Here is a 23928-nt window from a genome sequence, read left to right as displayed (position 1 = left end):
GTCTAGCGGAATCCGGGAATGCCTGCAGAAGTTATCCACAGGCCATGGGCATCGCTGGATCCGTCAGAGATATGAGAGGTCCGACACTATAACCGGACCCCTCACGGATCGGGGTCTAAGCTTGACGGCATGACTCTTGAGTTTTCACAGGTGGGTCTCGCCCCGGACTTCGTTGACTACACGCGCGGCTGGGATCTGCAGCGCGGGATCCACAGCAAGGTCGTCACAGCCGAAGCGCCCAACACTGTCCTCATCCTTGAACATGCCGCCGTCTATACAGCGGGCAAGCTCACGGAAGAGCACGAACGCCCGTTGGACGGTACGCCCGTCGTTGCGGTGGACCGCGGCGGAAAGCTGACCTGGCATGGCCCCGGCCAGCTGATCGCGTATCCGATCCTCAAGCTGAAGAACCGGTCCGGCATCCGAGACTACGTTGAACGGCTCGAAGCCGTCATGATCGCGGTTATGGCTGACTATGGCATCAACGCAGAGCGCATCAAGGGACGCGCCGGCGTGTGGATCACGGCTGACAGCAAGGGCCCGGACCGGAAGATTGCAGCAATCGGCATCCGCGTCCTGGACGGGGCCACAATGCACGGCGTCGCCATTAACTGCAACAATGATCTGGCGCCTTATGCCCAGATCATCGCCTGTGGCATCACCGACGCCAGCGTCACCACAATGTCCATCGAAACCGGCAGGAACATAGCCCCGAGCGATATCGCGGACCGGTTCGTGGAAGAATTTCGCAAGCACGAAGAAGCACTCGTTTCAAGCCCTGAGGGAGCACTCCTGNGTGGATCAAGGCGAAGGTCCAGATGGGTCCGGAGTATGTCCAGCTCAAGAACCTGGTCAAGAAGGAAGGCCTGCACACGGTGTGTGAGGAGGCCGGCTGCCCGAACATTTTTGAGTGCTGGGAAGACAAGGAAGCCACGTTCCTGATCGGCGGGTCCGAATGCACCCGGCGCTGTGATTTCTGCCAGATCGACACGGGCAAGCCGTCCCCGGTGGACGTGTTCGAGCCCACGAAGGTGGCCCGCTCGGTCCTGGCCATGCAGCTGCGCTACGCCACGGTCACCGGGGTGGCCCGGGATGACCTGGCCGATGAGGGGGTGTGGCTGTATGCCGAGACGGTCCGGAAGATCCACGAGCTGAACCCGGGCACCGGCGTCGAGCTGCTGATCCCGGACTTCTCCGGCAAGCCCGAGCACATCGCGGCGATCTGTGATTCGAAGCCGGAGGTCTTCGCGCACAACGTCGAGACCGTGCCGCGGATTTTCAAGCGGATCCGGCCCGCGTTCCGGTATGACCGGTCCCTGGATGTCATCACCCAGGGCCGCAAGCTGGGGATGGTGACCAAGTCCAACCTGATCCTGGGTATGGGCGAGACCCGCGAGGAAATCTCCGAAGCCCTCAAAGACCTGCACGAGGCCGGGTGTGACCTGATCACCATCACCCAATACCTGCGCCCCTCCGAACGGCACCTGCCGGTGGACCGGTGGGTCAAGCCGCAGGAGTTCGTGGACCTCCAGGACGAGGCCAATGAGATCGGCTTCCTCGGGGTCATGAGCGGGCCGCTGGTCCGTTCCTCCTACCGGGCCGGCCGGCTCTGGGCCACCGCGATGCGCAAGAAGGGCTGGGAAATCCCCGCCGAACTCGCCCACATCGAGTCCTCCGGCAGCACCCGCCAGGAAGCAAGCTCACTGCTGGCCGCCCATTCCTAAGCCGTAGTTTGGTATCCCTGAGGGCCGGCGCCGGACATTCTCCGGCGTCCGGCCCTCAGGCATAAATCACGTAGAATTGAGGAACTATGGCGAACTCCCCTGATTCCAGTAACAGCACTCCGGCGGCCTCTGACGCCCCGAAGCGTGGCCTCTTCTCGCGCAAGCCAAAAGAAGCAAAGGTCAAGAAGCCCAGCCGGCTCAAGCAGATCGGCGAAGTCTTTAACATGACCCGCCGCCATGACCCCATGGTCCCGTGGCTGATGCTGCTGGTGTTCCTGGGTGTTGTGGCTGTCAGCTTCCTGGTGGGTTTTTGGCTGGAAAACTGGATCACCGGCCTGCTCATCGGTATTCCGTTGGGCCTCCTCGGCGCCACCCTGATCCTTTCGCGTCGCGCCGAACGTGCCGCATTCGCCCAGATCGAGAACCAGCCCGGAGCCTCAGGCGCGGCACTGGGCACGCTTAAGCGCGGCTGGATCACCGAGGACCAGCCGGTCGCCGTAAACCCGCGCACGCAGGACGCCGTGTTCCGCGCCGTCGGCCGTCCCGGCGTCGTCCTCGTCAGCGAAGGCCCCACCATCCGCGTCAAGCCAATGCTCGACGCCGAGCGTAAGCGCCTTGCGCGCATCCTCCCGAACGTCACGGTCCACATGATCGAAAGCGGCCGCGGCGAGGGCCAGGTTCCCATCAGCCAGGTAGCCAAGAAAATGGGCAAGCTGAAGAATGAACTGACCAAGCTTGAGGTGAATGCGGTATCCAAGCGCATTTCCTCGCTGGGCAACCGCCTCCCGATTCCCAAGGGAATCGACCCCTACAAAGCGCGCCCCAACCGCGGACGCTAAGACCCTTGAACCGCCCTGGTTCCGGCTTGCCGGAACCAGGGCGGTTTTTGTCTGCCGGACGCCGCCGAACAGGCGGGCACATTGATTGGAAGTAGCAACATGACCATTCCCGTTAGAACCCTTGTTATCCGGGCCTTCCGCGTCCTGGCTGTTGCCGAAGCCTTCAGCTGGGCTGCCCTGCTGGCTGGCATGTACTTCAAGTGGGTCGCCAAGACCACCGAACTGGGTGTGGAGATCGCCGGCCCCATCCATGGTGCGCTGTTTGTGGGCTACGGCATCGCCGCCCTCGCCCTGTGGCGTCTCCAGCGGTGGCCCTTCGTTGTGGCCCTGTTCGCGGGACTGTCGGCGGTGTTCCCGTTCGCCACTGTCGCGTTCGAACGCTGGGCCGGAAAGCGCGGCTACCTGACGCCAGGCACGGCCGTTCCTGCCGGGACAAAAGAAACAGCGGGGGTCTGACGGCGCACTGCCCTCTATTCGGGGCTGTCAGGTGTTCGGGGCCGTCAGGTGCCGGCGAACCGGCACGGCCGGGTTCCTGATTACTGCTAGCGCCGCACGAGGATGGTATTCATCGCCTTGTCGTGCAGTCCCCGCTGGTCCGGATCGAAAATTACGGCGGGAATCACCAGGCACAGCAGCACTGACCTCACCACGGCAGCCATTGGACCCGCGGGCCCGCCGCCCAGTCGCAGCACCTGGATCCCGGCCACTCGGTGGCCGATGCTGTAACCGAGCGTGCCCACAAGCAGCATCTGTTCCGCGGCGAAAATCGCCAATGTGGCCCAGGAGTCACCGCCGAAGGCAAAATTGCTGATCAGCAGGGCAATCCCCCAGTCAAGGACGATGGCGAGGATGCGCCTGCCCGCCCTGGCGATGGAGCCGGAACCGGATTCGGGCAATCCCAGGCGCTCCCCCGGGTACCTTGAGATGCCGGACGTGTCCGGTCCGCTGAGCCAGGAGCCAATGTCATTGCGATCTACCACCGTCCAAGCTTACCGACTCACCGCCGACCACAGAGTGGAAACCGTTGGACCACACTACGGACACCGGATAGCGTTACCTGATCAGGACAATTCTGTAACCTGAACCGGGCATTCTGTAACCTGCCCGAAACAATGTGGACACTGACGGGAAATGACGTGTCCATAGGCTGATAGCAGTTTCAAGCAATACCTCCCAAGCAGGGAAACTTGGTTTCCCTGCCCTTCGGATTGCGCTGGATCAGTTGGCTTGCCAGCCAGATATTACATATGCGTAAGGAGCATAGATGTTCAAGACTGCGGACGAAGTCCTCAAGTTCATCAAGGACGAAGATATTAAATTCGTCGATATCCGCTTCACCGATCTCCCGGGTGTGCAGCAGCACTTCAACGTGCCGGCAAAGAGCGTCGACGCGGATTTCTTCGTCAACGGCCAGCTCTTCGATGGTTCCTCCATCCGCGGATTCCAGGGCATCGCCGAATCCGACATGCAGCTGATCCCGGACGTCACCACCGCATTCCTGGACACCTTCCGCATGGAGAAGACCCTTGCGCTGAACTTCTCCATCGTGAACCCCCGCACCGGAGACCCCTACCACCGCGACCCCCGCGGCGTGGCCGAAAAGGCTGAGGCCTACCTCGCCTCCACGGGCATCGCCGACACCGCGTTCTTCGCTCCGGAAGCCGAATTCTTCGTCTTCGACAACGTCCAGTACCAGTCCTCCCCCGAGGGCAGCTTCTACAAGATCGACTCCGAAGAAGCACACTGGAACACCGGCCGCGAAGAAGACGGCGGAAACCTCGGCTACAAGACCCCCATCAAGGGCGGCTACTTCCCGGTTTCCCCCACCGACAAGCAGGCTGACCTCCGCGACGCCATGTGCATCGCCCTGGATGAGGCCGGCCTCGAGGTCGAGCGCAGCCACCACGAGGTAGGCTCCGCCGGCCAGGCTGAAATCAATTACAAGTTCACCACCCTGACCCACGCCGCAGACGACCTGCAGAAGTTCAAGTACGTCGTCAAGAACACGGCCGACGCCTGGGGCAAGTCCGTGACCTTCATGCCGAAGCCGGTCTTTGGCGACAACGGTTCGGGCATGCACTGCCACCAGTCGCTGTGGACCAACGGCGAGCCGCTGTTCTACGACGAAAAGGGCTACGCCGGCCTGTCCGACATGGCCCGCTGGTACATCGGCGGCCTGCTGAAGCACTCCTCGTCCGTCCTCGCCTTCACCAACCCGACGGTGAACTCCTACCGCCGCCTGGTCAAGGGCTTCGAAGCTCCGGTCAACATGGTGTACTCGCAGGGCAACCGCTCCGCCGGTATCCGTATCCCCATCACGGGTTCCAACCCCAAGGCCAAGCGCATCGAGTTCCGCGCTCCGGACCCCTCGTCCAACCCGTACCTGGCCTTCGCTGCCCAGCTGATGGCCGGCATTGACGGCATCCGCAACCGCATCGAACCGCCGGCTCCGATCGACAAGGACCTCTACGAGCTGCCCGCCGAGGAAGCCAAGGACATCCCGAAGGCTCCGGGCTCGCTGGAAGAGGCACTGGAGGCCCTGCGCGAGGACAACGAGTTCCTCCAGGCCGGTGGCGTGTTCACCCAGGACCTGATCGACACCTGGATCGAGTACAAGTACGAGTACGAGATCCGCCCGCTGTCCCTGCGCCCGAACCCGTACGAGTTCGAGCTCTACTACGGCGTCTAGCCAGATCCGCGGCTGAACCCGTTCAGTCCGCCAAAAAGTCCGCCCGGGCTGCCAGCGTCAACGCTGGAGGCCGGGCGGACTTTTTTGTCCTTAAGGTGGGGGCTGACTCCAGACGTGCTGAGACCAGAAGCCAGCCCCCTGACATGTGCTCCCCGAGACGAAGACTTTTCCAGCCTTCCCCCCAACAAGGTTTGAAGAACACCGCCAATCCACATGATCGATCAATGTGGAGCCGGAGGCAATGCCCGGCCGCCGTGTCTGGACGAATTATCCCGTGAAGCTCCGGTACATGATCCGTTGCGGTCCGGAACTGCCGGCCAGGTACTGCCCCTGATCCACAAAGCCGGCGGTCCTGTACGCGGACAACCCGGCCGGATTGGCTTCGTTGACGGAAAGCACGACGCCGGCCTCGTGGGTTCCGCGCCTGGCGGTCAGTTTCGCGGCCGCCTCCACCGCGGACGTTGCCGCCAGCGGCCCGAGGCCTTGCCCCTGGTGGCGCCTGTCGATCAGGAAACCGCGCAACAGCCAGGCCGAATCCTCGTCCGGCCAGCCGGCCAGGCACGCGGCGCCGGACTGGAGGGTCAGCACGCCCACAGCGTAGCCCGCGGCCTCCACGACATAAGGGAACCGCGAATCCTCCTCCAGTCCCGCCAGGACCATGCGGAGCGGGTCACCAACGAAGCTGCTTTGTCCTGGACCCAGCTCAATGTTTGCCACCTCTCCCAGCTGGATGGCAAGCGCATCCGCACTGAGGTCATCCAGGGCAATGAGCCAGACGGAATCAACCCGGGTTTTCAGGTCGGCTGTCCGTCGGATCCGGCGGGAGCCCCGCCCTCGGCCGATGGGCCGGCAGGGTCCATCCACATAACTTCCCACAGGTGGCCGTCCGGGTCCTGGAAACTGTGGTTGTACATAAAGCCGTAGTCCTGGACTTCCTGGGACGGGGTGCCGCCGGCGGCCAGCGCCTTGCGTACCGTTTCGTCCACGGCTTCCTTGCTGTCCACCGAAAACGCCGTGATGGCCTCGGTGGAACTGGTGGCATCGGCCACGGCCCGGGAGGTGAACGTTTTGAAGAAACCCTCCACGAGGAGCATCACAAACGCGTTGTCGTTGATGATCATGCACGTCGCGTTTTCATCGGTGTAGTCCGGGTTAAAGGAGAAGCCAAGGGCGGTGAAGAAATCGACGGACCGCTTCAGATCCTTCACGGGCAGGTTCAGGTAGATTTGCGTAGCCATGGCCCCCAACCTAGCACCGCACCGCGGCAGCTGTCTGCTGCCTTCCGGGAGAACCCCAGGCAGCCGCTAATGGCCGTAGAAGGCCTTCTCGAACACCGCCCGGGCCCGCCGGCTCAGGCGGAGGTAGTCCTCTTCCAGGGCGGCCGCGTTGCCAGGTTCGTAGCCGCACCAGCGGGCCACCGCCTCAAGGTCCCCGCGGGCGGACGGCAGCGTGTCCGACGCCCTGCCGCTCCAGATGACGTTGGCGGACCGGATCCGGCTGGCGAGCCGCCACGCGTCGGCCAGCAGCTTCGCGTCAGGCCCGCTGAGCAGGTCCAGTGAAGCCGCCGCTTCCAGGGCCTCCACCGTGGACGTGGTCCGCAGTTCCGGGTGCTTGGCCGCGTGCTGGAGCTGAAGGAGCTGCACCAGCCACTCGACGTCGCTCAGTCCTCCGCGGCCAAGCTTCACGTGGCGTGCCGGATCCGCCCCGCGCGGCAACCGCTCCGCTTCCACCCGCGCTTTGACCCTGCGAACCTCCCGGACGTCCTGCTCCGAAATCGACTCCGGGTATCTGATGGGGTCGATGAGGGCCAGGAAGTCCTCGGCCAGGGCATCGTCGCCCGCCATGGGCCGGGCCCGCAGCAGCGCCTGCGCTTCCCAGATCAACGACCACCGGCGGTAATATTCGGCGAACGAATCGAGGGAGCGGACCATGGCCCCGTTTTTGCCCTCGGGCCGCAGATCCGCGTCCATCTGCAGCACCCGCTCGGCCATGATGGCCGGCTTGAGCGGCTGCGTGAGCAGGCTGGAGACTTTGGCGACAATCCGGGCCGCCTGATCCTGCGCTTCCTCGTCCGTATAGCCCGGCAACGCGCGGTGCACGTACATGACGTCGGCGTCGGAGCCGTAGCCGATCTCGCGGCCGCCCTGGCGGCCCATGGCCACCACCAATATCGCGGTCTTGAGCGGTCCCGCAGCAGAGACGATGCCTTCGGCCACGCGCAGCGCGCCCAGCACCGCTGCCCGGTCGGTGTCAGCCAGCGCCGCGCCCACCTGGTCCTGGTTGAGAAGCCCGGCAGAATCGGCGATCGCGATCCGGAGGATCTCCCGGCGCCTAATGAGCCGGATCAGCCTGATGGCGTTTTCCGGGTCCGAGTGGCGCGACATTTTGGACGTGATCTCCTGCCACTGGGCTTCGAAGCCCAGCGGGACGAGGTCTTTGTTGGTGCCCAGCCAGGCTACCGACTCCGGCGAAACCTCCAAAAGATCCGCAATCAGGCGTGAGTTCGAGAGCACGTTGCATAGCCGTTCAGCCGCCGCTGTGGAATCCCGGAGCATGCCCAGATACCAGTGGGTGGTGCCAAGGGCCTCACTGACGCGCCGGAACGCGAGCAGTCCGGCGTCGGGATCAACACCTTCGGCGAGCCAGTCCAGCAGGACGGGCAGCAGCTGGCGTTGCAGGGCTGCCCGCCGACTGACACCGGCGGTGAGTGCCTCGATATGCCGCATGGCGCCCCGCGGGTCACGATAGCCCAGCGCGGCGAGGCGGCCCTGGGCGGCCTCCGGCGTCAGTCTGGCGTCCTCGCTGCTGAGTTTGGCAGCGGTGTTAAGCAGCGGACGGTAGAAAATACGTTCGTGCAGTTCGCGGACAGAGCGTTTGGTCTTCTGCCAGGTGGCCAGCAGCGAAGCCGGCGGCGGCCTGTCATTGGAGAACGGGCTAAGCACTGCCTTTGCGAGGGCGCGCTGTGCCGCTTCGCTGACGGGCATCAGGTGTGTCCGCCGGAGCTGGAACAGCTGGATGCGGTGTTCCAGGAGGCGAAGGTACCGGTACGCGTGATCGAAGGCGGCGGCGTCGGACCTGCCGATGTAGCCTCCGGCTGAGAGTGCCGCTATTGCCGCGGTGGTATCCCTGCGCCGAATGGTTTCGTCGGATTTTCCGTGCACCAGCTGGAGCAGCTGCACGGTGAACTCCACGTCCCGGAGGCCGCCGCGGCCGAGTTTGATCTGCCGCTGTTCCTCCGCCGCCGGGATATGCTCGGTAACCCTTCGGCGCATCGCCTGCACGGACTCCACGAACCCTTCGCGGCCCGCGGAGCTCCAGATCAACGGGGCCACGGCTTTTTCGTAGCGTTCCCCCAGGTCCTTGTCACCGGCGATGGTCCGCGCCTTCAGGAGCGCCTGGAATTCCCAACTCTCTGCCCAGCGGGCGTAGTAGCTTTCGTGTGAGGCCAAGGTTCGGACCAGTGGGCCGGACTTGCCCTCCGGCCGCAGGTTGGCGTCCACTTCCCAGAGGCCGGGTTCACGCGCCACGGAGGAGATCGCCCGGGAAATACCGGTGGCCAAGGCTGTGCCGATAGTACTGGCGCGGGCGTCGTCCAGGTCGCCGGCGTCGATCACGTAGATGACGTCGACGTCGGAAATATAGTTCAGTTCCCGCGCTCCGCATTTGCCCATCCCGATGACGGTCAGTCCAACGGCGGCCACCTCCCCGGCGCTGAACTGCTCGGCAGCCTCGGCACGGGAAACTGCCAGCGCAGCTTCGATCGCGGCCCCTGCCAGGTCAGCGAGTTCAGCTCCGACGGCGGGCATAAAGTCCAGCGGGTCAGCAGCGCACATGTCCTTGACCGCCAGGTCCACCACCCCGCGGCGGTAGGCCGACCGCAGCGCGGCATAGGCGTCGGCTCCGGTCATTCCCGCCACGGGCCGTGCTGACCCGGGTTCCGCGAGGACGGATTTCAGGAGGACAGAGCGGAGGTGTTCCGGGTCTGCCTGAAGTGGCTCGGGACTGGCCGTGACGTCGAAGGCGTCCAGGTGCTCAGGGTGCCGGATGAGGAATTCCCCCAGCGCTTCGGAAGCCCCGAGCACCCGGTAGAGCGGCTCGCTGACCTCCGGATCGGCCGCGGCCAGCTCCCGGAGACCGGGGTGCTTTTCGATCAGCCGCACCAGTGACTGCAGTGCGGTGTCAGGATTGGCGGCCATTTGCAGGCCGGCGAAAATCCTGTCCGGGTCCAGGCCGTCCAGTTCCGGGGCAGCAAGGAAGCGCTCACCCTTCTCCAGGTCACTGAAGCCGGCTGAGATGAGGCGGCGTGCGAGGCTCACCGCCGCCTAGAGAATGCCGAGGTTGCGCTGCAGCTCGTAGGGCGTCACCTGGAGCCGGTAGTCCTGCCATTCGGCACGCTTGTTGCGCAGGAAGTGCTCGAAGACCTGCTCGCCGAGGATCTGGGGCATCAGTTCGGAGTCCTCCATGGACCGGATGGCATCGTGAAGGCTGGCGGGCAGGGGGTCGTGGCCCATGGCACGGCGCTCGGCGGAGCTCAGCGACCAGACGTCGTCCTCTGCTGCGGCGGGCAGGTCGTAGCCTTCTTCGATCCCCTTAAGCCCGGCCCCCAGCAGGACGGCATAGGCAAGGTAGGGGTTCGCTGCCGAATCGATGCCGCGGTATTCGATGCGGGCCGACTGGCCCTTGCCGGGCTTGTACAGCGGGACGCGGACCAGGGCCGAACGGTTGTTATGGCCCCAACTGAGGTAGCTTGGCGCTTCGCCGCCACCCCAGAGCCTCTTGTAGGAGTTTACGAACTGGTTGGTCACAGCCGTGAACTCGGGAGCGTGCTTCAGGATGCCTGCGATGAACTGGCGGGCCGTCTTGGAAAGCTGGAATTCGGCGCCCGCCTCGTAAAAAGCGTTGGTGTCGCCCTCGAACAGCGAGAAGTGCGTGTGCATCCCGGAGCCGGGGTGGTCGGTGAAAGGCTTGGGCATAAACGTGGCGTAGGTTCCCTGCTGGAGGGCCACTTCCTTGATCACCGTGCGGAACGTCATGATGTTGTCCGCGGTCTGCAGGGCGTCCGCGTAGCGCAGGTCGATCTCGTTCTGGCCGGGACCGGCTTCATGGTGGCTGAACTCAACCGAAATGCCCACGGATTCCAGCATGGTTACGGCCGTGCGGCGGAAATCCTGCGCCACGCCGCCGGGAACGTGATCGAAGTAGCCGCCCTCGTCAACGGGTACCGGAGCACCGTCGGGCCCGGGCTGCTGGGACTTGAGGAGGTAGAACTCGATCTCCGGGTGCGTGTAGCACGTAAACCCCATGTCCGCAGCCTTGGCCAGCGTGCGCTTGAGGACATTGCGCGGATCCGCGGCCGACGGTTCGCCGTCCGGAGTCAGGATGTCGCAGAACATACGCGAGGTCTGTTCGGTCTCGCCACGCCACGGCAGGATCTGGAACGTGGACGGATCCGGCTGCGCCAGCATGTCCGATTCGAACACGCGTGCCAGGCCTTCGATGGCTGAGCCGTCGAAACCGAGCCCTTCCTCAAACGCCCCTTCAACCTCTGCCGGGGCAAGTGCCACCGATTTGAGTGAACCTACGACGTCGGTGAACCACAAACGTACGAACCGTACGTCGCGCTCCTCGATTGTGCGCAGGACAAACTCTTGCTGGCGGTCCATGATGGCCTCTTCTCCGGTCAATCGTTCATGCCCCGGGTCCGCGGAAGCGGCAGCCGGCAGCAGTTCACCTTCACTTTACTAAGCAATCGGCTCCAATGCGGGCGACGGCGCCGCACGTAACACAGCGTTTACACAGCAAGCATTGACGGCCGCGCCCACAGGTGGCAAAAATGCCCTTGGCGGGCACGTGAATATGACGCGGATCACGGTCCGCCGGCCCGTCTGCGGTGGCTAGGACTGCTGCTGCCGCATTACGCTCTTGCCATGGCCTCAACCAATAGCTCTGAGTCAAGCGCGTCCGCTGAAGTACACGCACCATACGGAAACGGACCTGCACGGGTGCAGCCGCCGTCGTCGGAAGTGAACGCGAAGCCCGCACCCAGGGTGCGTATCCACCACCTGCAGCAGGCCAAACGGGACGGCAAACGCTTCGCCATGCTGACCGCCTACGAGCAGTACAGCGCAGAGATCTTCGACCAGGCTGGCATCGAGGTCCTCCTGGTAGGCGATTCGGCGTCCAACAACGTATTCGGCAACGAGACTAGCCTGCCGGTCACGGTGGATGAACTCCTGCCCCTCTGCCGCGCCGTGGCGCGGTCCGCCAAGCGAGCCCTGGTGGTGGCAGACCTGCCGTTCGGCAGTTATGAAGTCTCGGCGCAGCAGGGTGTGGAAACAGGTGTCCGGTTCCTCAAGGAGGGGCTGGCCCATGCCGTCAAGATCGAGGGCGGAAAATACTATGCGGAAACCGTCCGGGCCATGGTCCAGGCCGGCGTCCCGGTGATGGCCCATATCGGCTTCACCCCCCAGAGTGAACACGCGCTGGGCGGATACCGGGTCCAGGGCCGCGGGGATGACGCACAGCGATTGATTGACGACGCCGTGGCGCTGGTGGAGGCGGGGGCGTTCGCCGTCCTGATGGAAATGGTTCCGGCGGACACTGCGGCCGCCGTTGACGCGGCGGTCAGCGTGCCGACGGTGGGGATCGGCGCCGGCAACGCCACCACGGGGCAGGTGCTGGTGTGGCAGGACATGGCCGGGTTCCGCGGCGGCAAGATGGCGAAGTTCGTCAAACAGTATGCCGACATGCGCACTACCCTCAGTGACGCGGCGAAGGCGTATGGCGACGAGGTCCGTTCAGGCCAGTTCCCCGGACCGGAGCACTCCTTCTAGGCAGGGCAGGCCACGGGCCGGGCCAGGCTACGGCTCAGTCCTCCTCGCCCTTTTCCCAGGCCTCGTTGCGGGCCCGGACTTTTTCGAGGGCGTGTTCGGCCTCTTCCCGCGTTTTGTAGGGGCCGATCAGCTGGCTCCAGTCTGAGAGTGCGTCCTCTTCCACCTCGTGGGTGTTCACGTTGTACCAGTACTCAGTCATCGGTCCTCCTCGTTCCAGCCGGCGGGGGCCCTGCCGTGATCCACGTAACTTAAACGTGGATGCGGACAGCTTGGGGCTTCCAGTTACTTGGCCTAATGCGGTGCCTTATATGATCAATCTATGCCTTCCCTAGCCTCGACTGCACCCACCGGCACCCTTACCCGCGGAACCGTCAGCCCGCAGCTCCCCGTTCCCGCGTCCATCCCGCGCCCGGAATACGTAGGCAAGCCCGGCCCGGCCAAGTTCACCGGCTCCGAGATCAAATCCGCCGAGACCGTTGAGAAAATCCGGATCGCCAGCCGGATCGCCGCACAGGCCATCGTTGAGGTGGGCAACCACATCAGGCCCGGCGTTACCACCGACCAGTTGGACAAGGTGGGTCACGAATTCCTGCTGGACCACAAGGCCTACCCGTCCACGCTTGGCTACCGAGGGTTCCCGAAGTCCCTGTGCTCGTCGCTGAATGAAGTGATCTGCCACGGCATCCCGGACAGCACCGTGGTTCAGGACGGCGACATCCTCAACATCGACATCACCGCTTTTATCAACGGAGTCCACGGCGACACGAACCACACCTTCCTGGTGGGCGACGTCGACGACGAGTCCCGCCTGCTGGTGGAGCGCACCCGGGAATCCCTCAACCGGGCCATCAAAGCCGTGGCTCCCGGCCGGGAGATCAACGTGATCGGCCGGGCCATCCAGTCCTACGCCAAGCGTTTCGGCTACGGCGTGGTGCGGGACTTCACCGGCCACGGCGTGGGCGAAGCGTTCCATACGGGCCTGATTATCCCCCACTACGATGCAGCGCCGGCCTACAACACAGTCATCGAGGCCGGCATGGTGTTCACCATCGAACCCATGCTGACCCTCGGCACCATCGAGTGGGACATGTGGGAGGACGACTGGACAGTTGTCACCCGCGACCACAAGCGGACCGCCCAGTTTGAGCACACACTGCTGGTGACAGAATCCGGCGCCGAAATCCTCACGCTCCCCTGAAATTTTTTCCGGTCAGCCGCCCGGCCGACCTGCCGCCCTGCCACGAACGGAACAACATTGGCCAAGAAGGACGAGAAGTCGCACAAGAACGCCCCGCTGATCGGCATTGACATCGGCGGTACGGGAATCAAGGGCGGCATTGTCGACCTGAAAAAAGGCAAGCTGCTGGGTGAACGGTTCCGCGTGCCTACGCCCCAGCCCGCCACCCCTGCCGCCGTAGCCGACGTCGTGGCGCAGGTGGTTGCCGAGCTTTCAAGCCGCCCCGAGGCTCCGGCCGCGGATTCGCCCGTGGGCGTCACCTTCCCCGGCATCATCCAGCATGGCGTGGTCCATTCGGCGGCCAATGTGGACAAGACCTGGCTCCACACCGACATTGATGCTTTGCTGACCGCACACCTTGGCCGCCCGGTGGAGGTCATTAACGACGCCGACGCCGCCGGGCTGGCGGAGGCCCGTTTTGGTGCGGGTCAGGGGGTGGATGGCACTGTCCTGGTGATCACCCTGGGCACTGGAATTGGCTCAGCATTCATCTTCGATGGCCGCCTCGTCCCCAACGCAGAACTGGGGCACCTGGAGATCGACGGATTTGACGCCGAAAGCAAAGCCTCAGCCGTGGCCCGCGAAAGGGACGGACTGAGCTGGGAGGAATACAGCGTGCTGCTGCAGCGCTACTTCTCGCACGTGGAATTCCTGTTCTCGCCCGAGCTGTTCATCGTGGGAGGTGGCATCTCCAAGCGCGCAGACGAATACCTGCCGCACCTCAAACTGCGCACCCGGATCGTGCCGGCCGAACTCAAGAATGAGGCCGGGATCGTCGGTGCCGCCGTCGAAATTGCCATTAAGCACAAGCTCACAAAATAGCCGGTAGCTGCCCGGCGCCTTGGGGCAGCCGGTGCCGGTGGTGGCGGCGGCTTCCCCTCCGCGGCCACCACCGGAGCTTACAGGGGGCTCTTTTCGGAGCTCTTCGCAGCCGCCGCCGCGGGTTGCGTGCCTTCTTCCACGGACTCGTGGCGGAGCAGGGCAATAGCGGTCTCGAAGTCCTCAAGGGATTCGAAGGCCTGGTACACGCTGGCAAAACGCAGGTAGGCCACCTGGTCAAGCTTCTGCAGCGGACCAAGGATGATCAGGCCGACTTCATGGGCGTCGATCTCGGCAGCGCCCGAGGCACGGATCTGCTCCTCCACCTCCTGGGCAAGGAGCGCCAGGTCGTCTTCGCTGACCGGCCGGCCCTGGCATGCCTTACGCACGCCGTTGATGACCTTGCTGCGGCTGAAGGGTTCGCCCACTCCGGAGCGTTTGATCACCGAAAGGCTCGTGGTTTCCACGGTGGTGAACCTGCGGCCGCATTCCGGGCACTGCCGGCGGCGGCGGATGGCCGAGCCGTCGTCGGCCATCCGGCTGTCCACAACGCGGGAGTCCGGATTGCGGCAAAATGGACAGTACATGGTGTCCCCTCCCTCGATGTCTTCCGGCGCCGATGTTTCCGGCCCCGGCGGACCTCTCCGTCTCTCAGTTTACGACTACATGTAGCGGAATAACAATCCTGTAATTACCACATGTAGTGGTGCCCGCAGCCGGCCCCGCGAGGCCTGCTGCGTCAGCGGGCCTCGCGGAAGCGCGCCGTGACCGCTTCACCGTGCGCCGGCAGGTCCTCGGCACCGGACAGGCTCACAATGTGGCCGCTGACTTCCTGCAGCGCGGCCCGGCTGTAGTTGATGACCTGGATGGCGCGCAGGAAAGTGGTGACGTTCAGTCCGGAGGAAAACGCCGCAGTCCCGCTGGTGGGCAGGACGTGGTTGGAGCCGGCGCAGTAGTCGCCCAGGCTGACAGGACTGTAGTCCCCCACAAAGATCGCCCCGGCGTTCCGGATCCGGGCAGCGACCGCCGGCGCGTCAACGGTCATGATTTCAAGGTGCTCAGCGGCGTAGGCGTCGCAGGCGGCGATGCCCTGCTCCAGGTCCTCCACCAGGACAACTCCCGACTGCGGGCCGGAGAGCGCCTCGCATACACGCGCGGAGTGCTTGGTGCCGGCCGCCTGCCGGTCCAGTTCGGCGCGGACCGCCGCGGCCAGGTCCGCCGAGTCGGTGATGAGCACGGAAGCCGCCTGGGGGTCGTGCTCCGCCTGGCTGATCAGGTCTGCCGCCACCAGGTCAGGTTGCGCCGTTGAATCAGCCAGGATCGCGATTTCGGTGGTCCCCGCCTCGGAATCGATGCCCACCACACCCTTGACCAGGCGCTTCGCCGTAGCCACAAAAATGTTTCCCGGACCCGTGACTACATCAACGGGCTCCAGCGCCGGCCCGGCGTCATGTGCCGGCACTCCGTAAGCGAACGCAGCGATGGCCTGGGCCCCGCCGATGGCGTAGACCTCGTCGATGCCGAGCAGGGCCGCTGCCGCGAGGATGGTGGGGTGCGGGAGGCCGCCGAAGTCCTTCTGCGGCGGCGATGCCAGGGCGATGGACTGCACTCCCGCAGCCAGCGCCGGGACAACATTCATGATGACCGACGACGGATAGACGGCGAGACCGCCGGGGACGTACAAGCCAACCCGCGATACCGGCACCCAGTTCTGGCTCACCAGCGCACCGTCGCCGAGTTCGACGTCGAGATCCCGCGGCCGCTGCCCGTCCGCGAAGCGCCGGGCCCGGCTGATGGACTCTTCCAATGCGCTGCGTACCGCCGGATCCAGGTCCGCCAGCGCCCGGGCCAACGAGGCCGCCGGGACGCGGGGGTGGACCTGCTGGACTCCGTCGAAACGGAGTGCCAGGTCGCTGAGGGCCGCGAAGCCGTCCTCGCGGACGGCTTTGATGATATCCAGCACTTTTTGTTCCGCATCCGCCACGGTGTGCTGCCGGGCACGGGGAACAGCAGCGCGCAAACCGGCAAGCGTCAGGCCCCTGCCCCGAAGGTCGACCGTCCGGAAGCTGACAGCGGCGGCAGGCGGGGTGGCAGGCGGGGTGGCAGGAAGTTCAGGAGAAATGGTCACCGGTCCATTTTACGCGCCGGGCGCGTTGTCTTCGGCTACCGGCGTGCCCGCACTCCCGGGCCCGCTCTTGAGCAGGTTTATCAGGCTCAGGACAAACACGGACGTGGCAGTCGCGGCCGGCCACAGGATCAGCACGGACAGGGACCGGAGCGAGAACGCGACGCTGGCATTGACAGATGTATCTGCGGGGCCGCCCCACAGCTGGCCCGCAAGCACGCCGGTCAGCCACGCGATCAGGGCCCCGCCCAGTCCGCCGGCCAGGCCCAGGAGGAAGGCCGCCTGCGCATCGCGGCCGCCTTTATCGGTCAGGAAGACGGCCACCAGGCACCCTGCGAACACACAAAGCCCAGCAAGGGTGAGGTCCCTGAGCAGCCATACCTCCGGATTGGTCCCGTCGGCCAGGGCGGGGTTGCGCGTGATCAGGTTCATCCCCCCTGGCGCGAGCAGCCACCACAGCAGGCCGACGGGAACGCCACCGGCAGCAGCAGCGGAAAACCATTTCCACGGCAGCCGGGAAGACCGGCGGCTGATGTGTTGTCTCATGAAATAAACCTTAACAAAGGTCGGGTATCGAAGATCAAATGACATGGGCAGTCTTGACAGATGACGTGCCGGGTCCAGCGATTGCTCCCTCTCCGACGGGGACTAATACCCTTAAGGAAAAGTCCATTTCAGCCTGCTTTTCAGGGAGCAACTTTCAAGATGACAGACAAAACGCCGTTCGAGGGCACCTTCAAGGAAATGTTCCGGCGGCATGCGGCCGGGGTCGCGATCATCACCGTGAACTACCAGGGCGAGCCCTACGGCTTTACCGCCACGTCCGTGGCGTCACTTTCAGCGCAGCCGCCGCGGTTCACTTTTAACATGGCCCGCAGTTCAAGTTCGTGGCCGGCCGTGGCCAATGCCACCTACCTCGGCGTCCACATGCTGGGCCTGGAAAACCAGGCGCTGGCGGACCGTTTCGCCCGCACCAAGGACAGGTTCGGCGGGGACCACTGGGAACTTGGCCCGCACGAGGTCCCGATCCTCAAAGACGTCGCGGGCTGGCTGATCGGCAAGATCCAGATGCGGCTCTCCTTCGAGAACAATGCCGTGGTGGTGGTTGAAGTTGTGGACGGCGAAGTGGGCGACGACGGTTCGCCGCTCCTGTACCACGCCGGCGGCTATGGCCAGCCGGTCCCGCTGGACTACGAGATCTAACTTTCGGGACCTAGTTGTCCAGGCAGGTTGGGCCCAGGAGCACCTTCAGGTCGCCGAACAATGACGGACTGGGGTTGACCCTGAGATGGACGGGGAGGCCCATGACTTCCGTCCGGGTGTCCCCCTGCAGGTGCAGCCGGACTTCAGAGTTCCCCCGGTGGTTCCGCAGGACATCGCCCAGTTCGGTGACAACAGCTTCGGTTGCCTTGTGGGTGGGCATCGAAATCAGCACGGGGCCGTTGGTTCCTTCACTGAGGTCCGGAACGGACAGTTCCATGCAGTTCAGCGTTACGGCACCGTCGTCCCGTCGCTGCAGGCGCCCCTTGACCACCACGATCAGGTCCTCGGCCAGTACCGACGCGATAGGGCCGTAGACCTGGCCGAAGAACATCACCTCCATCGAACCTCCGAGGTCTTCGATTTCGGCACGGGCATAGGCGTTGCCACTCGCCTTCGCGATCCTGCGGCTGAGCGAGGTGATCATGCCGGAGATGGTGATGATGGCGCCGTCGTGCGGCCCGTCTTCGCCGATGATCGAGGTGATGGACTGGTCCGCGTGCTGGCTGAGGAGTCCTTCCAGGCCCTGCAGCGGGTGGTCCGACACATACAGGCCGAGCATGTCCCGCTCAAAGGAGAGCTTGTCCTTCTTTTCCCATTCCGGCAGGTCGGGAATCTCGATGCTCAGCGACGCTTCGGATTCGGCCTCCTCGAAACCGGCGAAGAGATCGAACTGGCCGATCGCTTCGTTTCGTTTGAGGGTGATGACGGAGTCGATGGCCTCTTCATGGATCATCGCCAGCGCACGCCGGTGGTGGTTGAGGGAATCGAAGGCTCCGGCCTTGATCAGGGATTCAATGGTCCGCTTGTTGCAGACCACGGCGGGGACCTTCATGAGGTAGTCCTTGAAGGACGTGTAGGCGCCTTCCTTTTCGCGCGCGGCCACCATCGCTTCGACGGCGTTGACCCCTACGTTGCGGATGGCGCCCATGCCGAAGCGGATGTCGGTGCCTACCGGGGTGAAGTTCAGCGCGGATTCGTTCACATCCGGCGGCAGCACGGTGATTCCCATGCGCCGGCATTCGTTGAGGTAAATTGCCGATTTGTCCTTGTCGTCACCGACCGACGTCAGCAGCGCAGCCATGTATTCCGGCGCAAAGTGCGCCTTCAGGTAGGCGGTCCAGTAGGAGATCACGCCATACGCGGCGGAGTGGGCCTTGTTGAAGGCGTAGTCGGAGAACGGCAGCAGGATATCCCACAGGGTCTTGACGGCGGCCATGGAATAGCCGTTGTCCTGCATGCCCTGGGAGAATCCGGCGAACTGCTTGTCCAGCTCGGATTTCTTCTTTTTACCCATGGCGCGCCGCAGGATATCTGCCTGCCCGAGGGAATAGCCCGCGAGCTTCTGGGCTACGGCCATCACCTGCTCCTGATAGACGATCAGGCCGTAGGTTCCGCCGAGGATTTCAGCAAGGGGTTCCTTGAGTTCGGGGTGGATCGGAATGACTTCCTGGATCCCGTTTTTGCGCAGCGCGTAGTCGGTGTGCGCGTTGGCGCCCATGGGACCTGGCCGGTAGAGCGCGAGCACCGCGGAGATGTCTTCGAAGTTGTCAGGCTTCATCAGCTTCAGCAGTGAGCGCATGGGGCCGCCATCAAGCTGGAACACGCCCAGGGTGTCGCCCCGGGCCAGCAGTTCATAGGAGGCCACGTCATCCAGGGCCAGGCTGTCCAGGTCCAGGTCCAGGCCGCGGTTGAGCTTGATGTTCTCCAGGGCGTCGGAAATGATGGTCAGGTTCCGCAGGCCGAGGAAGTCCATCTTGATCAGGCCCAGGCCCTCACAGGTGGGGTAGTCGAACTGCGTGATCACCTGGCCATCCTGGATGCGCCGCATGACCGGGATGACATCGATGATGGGGTCCGAGGACATAATGACGCCGGCGGCGTGCACGCCCCACTGGCGTTTCAGCCCCTCAATGCCGAGAGCCGTCTCGAAGACCTTGGCGGCCTCGGGATCAGTGGCGATCAGCTGGCGGAAGTCACCCGCCTCGCTGTAGCGCTTTGAGTCCTTGTTCTGGATGTCGGCGAGCGGGATGTCCTTGGCCATCACGGCCGGCGGGAGCGCCTTGGTCAGCTGCTCGCCCATGCTGAACGGGTAACCCAGCACACGGGAGGAGTCCTTCAGCGCCTGCTTGGTCTTGATGGTGCCGTACGTGACAATCATGGCCACGCGCTCGTCGCCGTATTTCCGGGTCACATAGTCGATGACCTCGGACCGCCGACGGTCATCGAAGTCAACGTCGAAGTCAGGCATGGACACACGGTCCGGGTTGAGGAACCGTTCAAAGATCAGCCCGTGCAGGAGCGGATCCAGGTCCGTGATGCGCATGGCGTACGCCACCATGGAGCCGGCTCCGGAGCCACGGCCCGGACCGACGCGGATGCCGTTTTTCTTCGCCCAGTTGATGAAGTCGGCCACCACCAGGAAGTAACCCGGGAACCCCATGGAGGTGATGACTTCGAGCTCGTAGTCAGCCTGGGTGCGGACTTTGTCCGGGACACCGCCCGGGTACCGGTATTCCAGTCCCGTGGCAACTTCCTTGACCAGCCAGGATGTCTCGTCCTCGCCCGGCGGGCACGGGAACCGCGGCATGTAGTTAGCACCGGTGTTGAACGAGACATCGCAGCGCTCGGCGATCAGCAGGGTGTTGTCGCACGCATCCGGGTGGTCCCTGAACAGCTCCCGCATCTCCTGCGGGGATTTGAGGTAGTAGCCGCTGCCGGAGAACGCGAAGCGGGAACCGCCGTTGTCATACGATGGCTCCAGCAGCGTGGAACCCGACTGGATGGCAAGCAGGGCCTCGTGCGCCTTGGCGTCGTGTTCGTGCGTGTAATGCAGGTCGTTGGTGGCCACCAGCGGCAGGTTCAGGTCCTTGGCCAGCCGCAGCAGGTCCCCCGTGACCCGGCGTTCAATGTCCAGGCCGTGGTCCATCAGTTCGCAGAAATAGTTCTCCGCACCGAAAATGTCCCGGAATTCCGAGGCGGCTTCCATGGCCTCGCGGTACTGGCCCAGCCGCAGCCGGGTCTGGACCTCGCCCGAAGGGCAGCCAGTAGTGGCGATCAGGCCTTCGGAGTATGTGTTCAGGAGCTCACGGTCCAAACGAGGCCACTTGCCGAAGACCGCGTCCAGCGAGCCAATGGACGAGGCCCGGAAGAGGTTGCGCATGCCGACGTTGTTATAGCTCAGCAGCGTCATGTGGGTGTAGGAGCCACCGCCGGAGATGTCGTCCTTGCGCTGGTGTTCCTCGCCCCAGCGGACACGGCTTTTGTCCGTCCGTGCGGTGCCGGGGGTGACGTAGGCTTCGACGCCGATAATCGGCTTGATCCCCTGGTCCGTGGCGCGCTTCCAGAAATCGAAAGCCCCGAAAAGGTAACCGTGGTCGGTGGTGGCCAGGGCCGGCATCCCGAGGCGTTCAGTCTCGTTGAAGAGCTCACCCAGGCGGGCTGCGCCATCCAACATGGAGTATTCGGTGTGGTTGTGGAGATGGACGAACGAGGCATTGCTGGAAGTCACCGCACCATTCTAAGCGCTGGCGGACCGCCAAGGACCCAGCGACCCAGCCGCTAGGCCTCCCCGGACTCCAGGACTTCGAGGGCAAAGGCCAGGTCCTGCGGGTATTCGCTGGTAACGGTCACGCGCTCCCCCGTTACCGGGTGGTCGAAGCCGAGCTGCCGGGCATGGAGCCATTGCCGGGTCAGGCCCAGGTTGGCGGCGAGCCGAGGATCCGCCCCGTAGGTAAGATCCCCGGCGCATGGGTGCCGCAACGCTGAAAAGTGGACCCGGATCTGGTGTGTACGCCCGGTCTCAAGGTGCACCTCCACCAGCGTGGCCTTACCAAAAGCCTCCAGCACCTCATAGTGCGTGATCGACGGCCGGCCGTCTTCGATCACGGCAAAGCGCCAGTCGTGTCCGGGGTGGCGACCGATTGGTGCGTCGATAGTGCCCTCCAGCGGATCCGGGAGCCCCTGGACCACCGCGTGGTACACCTTCTCCACGGTGCGCTCCTTGAAGGCCCGCTTCAGGGCAGTATAGGCGCGCTCCGTTTTGGCCACCACCATCACCCCGGACGTGCCGACGTCGAGCCGGTGCACGATTCCCACCCGCTCGGGGGAACCCGACGTCGAGATCCGGAAGCCGGCTCCGGCGAGACCGCCGACTACCGTGGGCCCTACCCAGCCGGGCGACGGATGCGCGGCAACGCCCACCGGCTTGTCCACAACGACAAATTCGTCGTCGTCCAGCAGGATTTTCAGGCCTTCCACAACTTCCTCCACTACTTCGAGCGGGTCCCGTCGTTCAGGCACCGTCACTTCCAGGACATCTCCGGCAACCAACCGCGCGGACTTTCCGAGTTTCTTGCCGCGGCTCACCACGTTGCCTTCAGCAATGAGGGTCGCGGCCATTGACCGGGAAATCCCCATCAGCTTGGCGAGCCCTGCGTCCGCCCGCGTTCCGCCGAATTCGTCGGCGACCACCACACGCTCAGACACCGTCCGTGTCCTTCGGCTGTGCCGCCTCTTTCCGTGGCACCGCGACATGCCGTGAACCGTCAAGGGCGATCCCCTTCAGCGTGAGGATACAGATGATGGCCACCGCTGAGACCACCGCGGAGTCGGCGATGTTAAAGATCGCAAAATTGGGCAGCTGGATGAAATCCACCACGTGCCCCATGCCGAACGAGGGCTCCCGGAAGAGCCTGTCCGTCAGGTTGCCCAGGGCCCCGCCCAGGAGCAGACCCAGTGCCAGCGACCACCAGGCCGAGCCCAGCTTACGCACCTGGAGCAGGATGGCGATGGAGACGCCGGCCATGATGATGGAGAACACCCACGTGACATTTTCCCCGATCGAAAATGCGGCGCCGGAATTGCGGATGAAGTACCAGTGCAGGAGCGGCGGAAGCACCGGAATGCGTTCACCCTCCACCATCGAGGACGTCACCCAGAGTTTTGTCAGCTGGTCCAGGACGTACGCAAAGACCGCAAAACCGGCGAAGAGCGAGAGCAGGAGTGCCCGCCGGGGGCGGGCCGATGAAGGAGAAGGGTTTGCGGCGTCAGCGGCGAGGTGGTCAGTCATAGTGCTTTCATTTTGTAAAACAAATGTTAAATCCCAAAAACCGGCGGTCGAGGAATCCTCAGCCACCGGTTCTCAGAATACGTGCTTGACGAACTAGTTCGCTTCAACCTCAGGTGCCGCCACGGAACCGCGGGCGTCAAGGTCGCGCAACTGGCCTTCAATGTAGGCCTTCAGGCGTGAGCGGTAGTCGCGTTCGAAGCCGCGGAGTTGCTCCACCTTGCGTTCCAGGACGGATCTCTGCTGCTCGAGGGCACCGAGGATCTTCCGGGACTTCTCCTGGGCATCGTTGACCAGGCTGCTGGCCTCGATCTGGGCCTCTGCGATGATCTTGTCCTTCTGGGACTGACCGTCGGCGACGTGACGGTCGTGCATCTGCTGCGCCATGGCGAGCAGGCCGGCAGCGGACTCGGCTGAAACCGTGCTTCCGTTGGCTGCGGTGGGCGCAGCAGCCGGGACGGCCGCAACAGGTGCTACCGGCTCGGCTTCCTTCTTCTTGGCGGCGTCGAGAGCTTTCGCCTCGACCTCGGCCTTAGCCGGGGACTCAACCTTGTCAGCCTTGACGGGTGCGGGAACCTTCTCCACCACCGGGGCGGACGCAGCGGAGCTGGCCGGCACACCGGAACCTGCTTCTGCAAGCTTCTTGCGGAGCTCATCGTTCTCCTGGTTCAGGCGCCTGAGTTCCACAACGATCTCGTCCAGGAAGTCATCAACTTCATCCTGGTCGTAGCCTTCGCGGAACTTGGTCGGCTGAAAGCGCTTGTTGACAACGTCTTCTGGCGTCAAAGCCATCTGGTCACCTCATTGGTCTAGTTAGTCAGTAGGCCTTCCGGCCGTCAAAACTACGGTACCTAAATATTGTCTGGTTCCTCTAATTCAACACTGGGTGTCAAACCGGAGATTTCTTCGCGGCTCAGAGGGAGTTCCAATTCCAGGAACTTCGCCTGCGCCGCTAGGTCTTGTCGAAGATTACGCGAAACCCCTGGTGACCGCCATCGCGATGCTGACGGCGATGAACAGGACCAGAAACCCGAGGTCCAAAGTCACCCCGCCGAGCCTCAACGGCGGGATCAGCCTCCGGAGCCCCTTGAGGGGCGGATCGGTGATCGAGTACACCGTGTGGGCCACCACGAGGGCAACACCACGCGGACGCCATTCCCTGGCAAACATCTGGACCCAGTCAAAGACCAGCCGGATGATCAGCGCCACGAAGAACAGCAAAAGGGCGATATAGACAAGTCCGAAAACAATTCCCATGACTTAACTCATATCTCCATGTCCATTCCGGATACCGCGGTGCCCTGCCAATGTTTCTTGTCTATTTCAGCACAGAT

General features: G+C 63.9%; 22 protein-coding genes and 1 pseudogene. 9 read left to right on the top strand and 14 right to left on the bottom strand.

The genetic code is table 11. The features are described 5' to 3' along the window. Positions 1 to 129: 129 nt before the first annotated feature. The 4 genes and pseudogenes from lipB to ACX80X_RS05520 form a co-directional block, all read left to right on the top strand. Positions 130 to 795 (top strand): annotated as a pseudogene (lipB, locus tag ACX80X_RS05535) (lipoyl(octanoyl) transferase LipB); the annotation flags it as partial. Between the two features lie 5 nt (positions 796 to 800). Next, on the top strand, positions 801 to 1724 hold the full coding sequence (gene lipA, locus ACX80X_RS05530) for a lipoyl synthase (protein WP_459311493.1): 924 nt from the start codon (positions 801 to 803) through the stop codon (positions 1722 to 1724). Between the two features lie 86 nt (positions 1725 to 1810). After that, complete coding sequence (locus tag ACX80X_RS05525) at positions 1811 to 2563, top strand: DUF4191 domain-containing protein (protein WP_141140114.1); 753 nt, start codon at positions 1811 to 1813, stop codon at positions 2561 to 2563. A 99-nt stretch (positions 2564 to 2662) separates the two neighbouring features. Next, positions 2663 to 3019 (top strand): DUF3817 domain-containing protein, encoded by a 357-nt coding sequence (locus ACX80X_RS05520; RefSeq protein ID WP_252600798.1) that lies wholly within the window; start codon positions 2663 to 2665, stop codon positions 3017 to 3019. Between the two features lie 86 nt (positions 3020 to 3105). Here the strand turns inward: ACX80X_RS05520 and ACX80X_RS05515 are convergent, their stop codons facing one another. Continuing rightward, positions 3106 to 3543 carry an RDD family protein gene (locus ACX80X_RS05515; protein WP_252600795.1) on the bottom strand — a complete coding sequence of 146 codons (438 nt, stop codon included), beginning with the start codon at positions 3541 to 3543 and terminating at the stop codon, positions 3106 to 3108. Between the two features lie 284 nt (positions 3544 to 3827). Here ACX80X_RS05515 and glnA (ACX80X_RS05510) point away from each other — a divergent pair, with 284 nt between their 5' ends. Continuing rightward, complete coding sequence (gene glnA, locus ACX80X_RS05510; protein ID WP_056342177.1) at positions 3828 to 5252, top strand: type I glutamate--ammonia ligase; 1425 nt, start codon at positions 3828 to 3830, stop codon at positions 5250 to 5252. A gap of 267 nt (positions 5253 to 5519) precedes the next feature. Here glnA (ACX80X_RS05510) and ACX80X_RS05505 read toward each other — a convergent pair whose 3' ends face one another. The 4 genes from ACX80X_RS05505 to glnA (ACX80X_RS05490) form a co-directional block, all read right to left on the bottom strand. Continuing rightward, positions 5520 to 6068: a GNAT family N-acetyltransferase gene (locus ACX80X_RS05505; protein ID WP_252600808.1), complete on the bottom strand. Its 549-nt coding sequence runs from the start codon at positions 6066 to 6068 to the stop codon at positions 5520 to 5522. After that, the gene (locus ACX80X_RS05500) at positions 6047 to 6490 is read right to left on the bottom strand and encodes a VOC family protein (protein ID WP_252600793.1); all 444 of its coding nucleotides are present in this window, start codon (positions 6488 to 6490) and stop codon (positions 6047 to 6049) included. The genes ACX80X_RS05505 and ACX80X_RS05500 overlap by 22 nt, the downstream gene beginning before the upstream one ends. 66 nt (positions 6491 to 6556) lie before the next feature. Further along, positions 6557 to 9568 carry a bifunctional [glutamine synthetase] adenylyltransferase/[glutamine synthetase]-adenylyl-L-tyrosine phosphorylase gene (locus ACX80X_RS05495; protein WP_459311459.1) on the bottom strand — a complete coding sequence of 1004 codons (3012 nt, stop codon included), beginning with the start codon at positions 9566 to 9568 and terminating at the stop codon, positions 6557 to 6559. Between the two features lie 6 nt (positions 9569 to 9574). After that, positions 9575 to 10915, bottom strand: a complete 1341-nt coding sequence (gene glnA / locus ACX80X_RS05490) for a type I glutamate--ammonia ligase (RefSeq protein ID WP_056342417.1) — start codon at positions 10913 to 10915, stop codon at positions 9575 to 9577. A gap of 264 nt (positions 10916 to 11179) precedes the next feature. Between glnA (ACX80X_RS05490) and panB the strand changes: the two genes are divergently transcribed. After that, positions 11180 to 12085 (top strand): 3-methyl-2-oxobutanoate hydroxymethyltransferase, encoded by a 906-nt coding sequence (panB, locus tag ACX80X_RS05485; RefSeq protein ID WP_459309897.1) that lies wholly within the window; start codon positions 11180 to 11182, stop codon positions 12083 to 12085. Between the two features lie 34 nt (positions 12086 to 12119). Here the strand turns inward: panB and ACX80X_RS05480 are convergent, their stop codons facing one another. Then, a complete protein-coding gene (locus ACX80X_RS05480) occupies positions 12120 to 12284 on the bottom strand; it encodes an SPOR domain-containing protein (protein WP_252569270.1) in 165 nt (54 codons plus the stop codon). 120 nt (positions 12285 to 12404) lie between these two features. Here ACX80X_RS05480 and map point away from each other — a divergent pair, with 120 nt between their 5' ends. Together map and ppgK are read left to right on the top strand one after the other, a co-directional pair. After that, entirely contained in the window at positions 12405 to 13283 is an 879-nt protein-coding gene (gene map / locus ACX80X_RS05475; RefSeq protein ID WP_056342187.1) for a type I methionyl aminopeptidase, read from the top strand. Positions 13284 to 13340: 57 nt separating this feature from the next. Continuing rightward, on the top strand, positions 13341 to 14144 hold the full coding sequence (gene ppgK / locus ACX80X_RS05470; protein WP_252600787.1) for a polyphosphate--glucose phosphotransferase: 804 nt from the start codon (positions 13341 to 13343) through the stop codon (positions 14142 to 14144). Positions 14145 to 14221: 77 nt separating this feature from the next. On the opposite strand, the gene nrdR is transcribed toward ppgK, so the two are convergent. The 3 genes from nrdR to ACX80X_RS05455 form a co-directional block, all read right to left on the bottom strand. Continuing rightward, positions 14222 to 14728 carry a transcriptional regulator NrdR gene (gene nrdR / locus ACX80X_RS05465; protein WP_252600785.1) on the bottom strand — a complete coding sequence of 169 codons (507 nt, stop codon included), beginning with the start codon at positions 14726 to 14728 and terminating at the stop codon, positions 14222 to 14224. Between the two features lie 152 nt (positions 14729 to 14880). Next, entirely contained in the window at positions 14881 to 16269 is a 1389-nt protein-coding gene (gene hisD, locus ACX80X_RS05460; protein WP_459311457.1) for a histidinol dehydrogenase, read from the bottom strand. A 9-nt stretch (positions 16270 to 16278) separates the two neighbouring features. Then, on the bottom strand, positions 16279 to 16812 hold the full coding sequence (locus ACX80X_RS05455; RefSeq protein ID WP_252600780.1) for a FecR family protein: 534 nt from the start codon (positions 16810 to 16812) through the stop codon (positions 16279 to 16281). A 159-nt stretch (positions 16813 to 16971) separates the two neighbouring features. Here ACX80X_RS05455 and ACX80X_RS05450 point away from each other — a divergent pair, with 159 nt between their 5' ends. After that, positions 16972 to 17469 (top strand): flavin reductase family protein, encoded by a 498-nt coding sequence (locus ACX80X_RS05450; RefSeq protein WP_104063547.1) that lies wholly within the window; start codon positions 16972 to 16974, stop codon positions 17467 to 17469. A 10-nt stretch (positions 17470 to 17479) separates the two neighbouring features. Here the strand turns inward: ACX80X_RS05450 and dnaE are convergent, their stop codons facing one another. The 5 genes from dnaE to ACX80X_RS05425 all read right to left on the bottom strand — a co-directional run bounded on the left by dnaE (position 17480) and on the right by ACX80X_RS05425 (position 23851). Then, entirely contained in the window at positions 17480 to 21037 is a 3558-nt protein-coding gene (gene dnaE / locus ACX80X_RS05445) for a DNA polymerase III subunit alpha (protein ID WP_252600778.1), read from the bottom strand. Positions 21038 to 21087: 50 nt separating this feature from the next. Continuing rightward, a complete protein-coding gene (locus tag ACX80X_RS05440; RefSeq protein ID WP_252600775.1) occupies positions 21088 to 22014 on the bottom strand; it encodes an RluA family pseudouridine synthase in 927 nt (308 codons plus the stop codon). Next, positions 22007 to 22597, bottom strand: coding sequence for a signal peptidase II (gene lspA / locus ACX80X_RS05435; RefSeq protein ID WP_252609134.1), 591 nt, complete (start codon positions 22595 to 22597; stop codon positions 22007 to 22009). The genes ACX80X_RS05440 and lspA overlap by 8 nt, the downstream gene beginning before the upstream one ends. 93 nt (positions 22598 to 22690) lie before the next feature. Beyond that, on the bottom strand, positions 22691 to 23386 hold the full coding sequence (locus ACX80X_RS05430) for a DivIVA domain-containing protein (protein WP_252600771.1): 696 nt from the start codon (positions 23384 to 23386) through the stop codon (positions 22691 to 22693). A 177-nt stretch (positions 23387 to 23563) separates the two neighbouring features. Then, positions 23564 to 23851 (bottom strand): YggT family protein, encoded by a 288-nt coding sequence (locus ACX80X_RS05425; RefSeq protein WP_056342216.1) that lies wholly within the window; start codon positions 23849 to 23851, stop codon positions 23564 to 23566. Positions 23852 to 23928: the final 77 nt, after the last annotated feature.

It is taken from the genome of Pseudarthrobacter sp. MDT3-1 (genome assembly GCF_054510755.1).
This window is presented reverse-complemented; position numbering and strand designations above follow the sequence as displayed.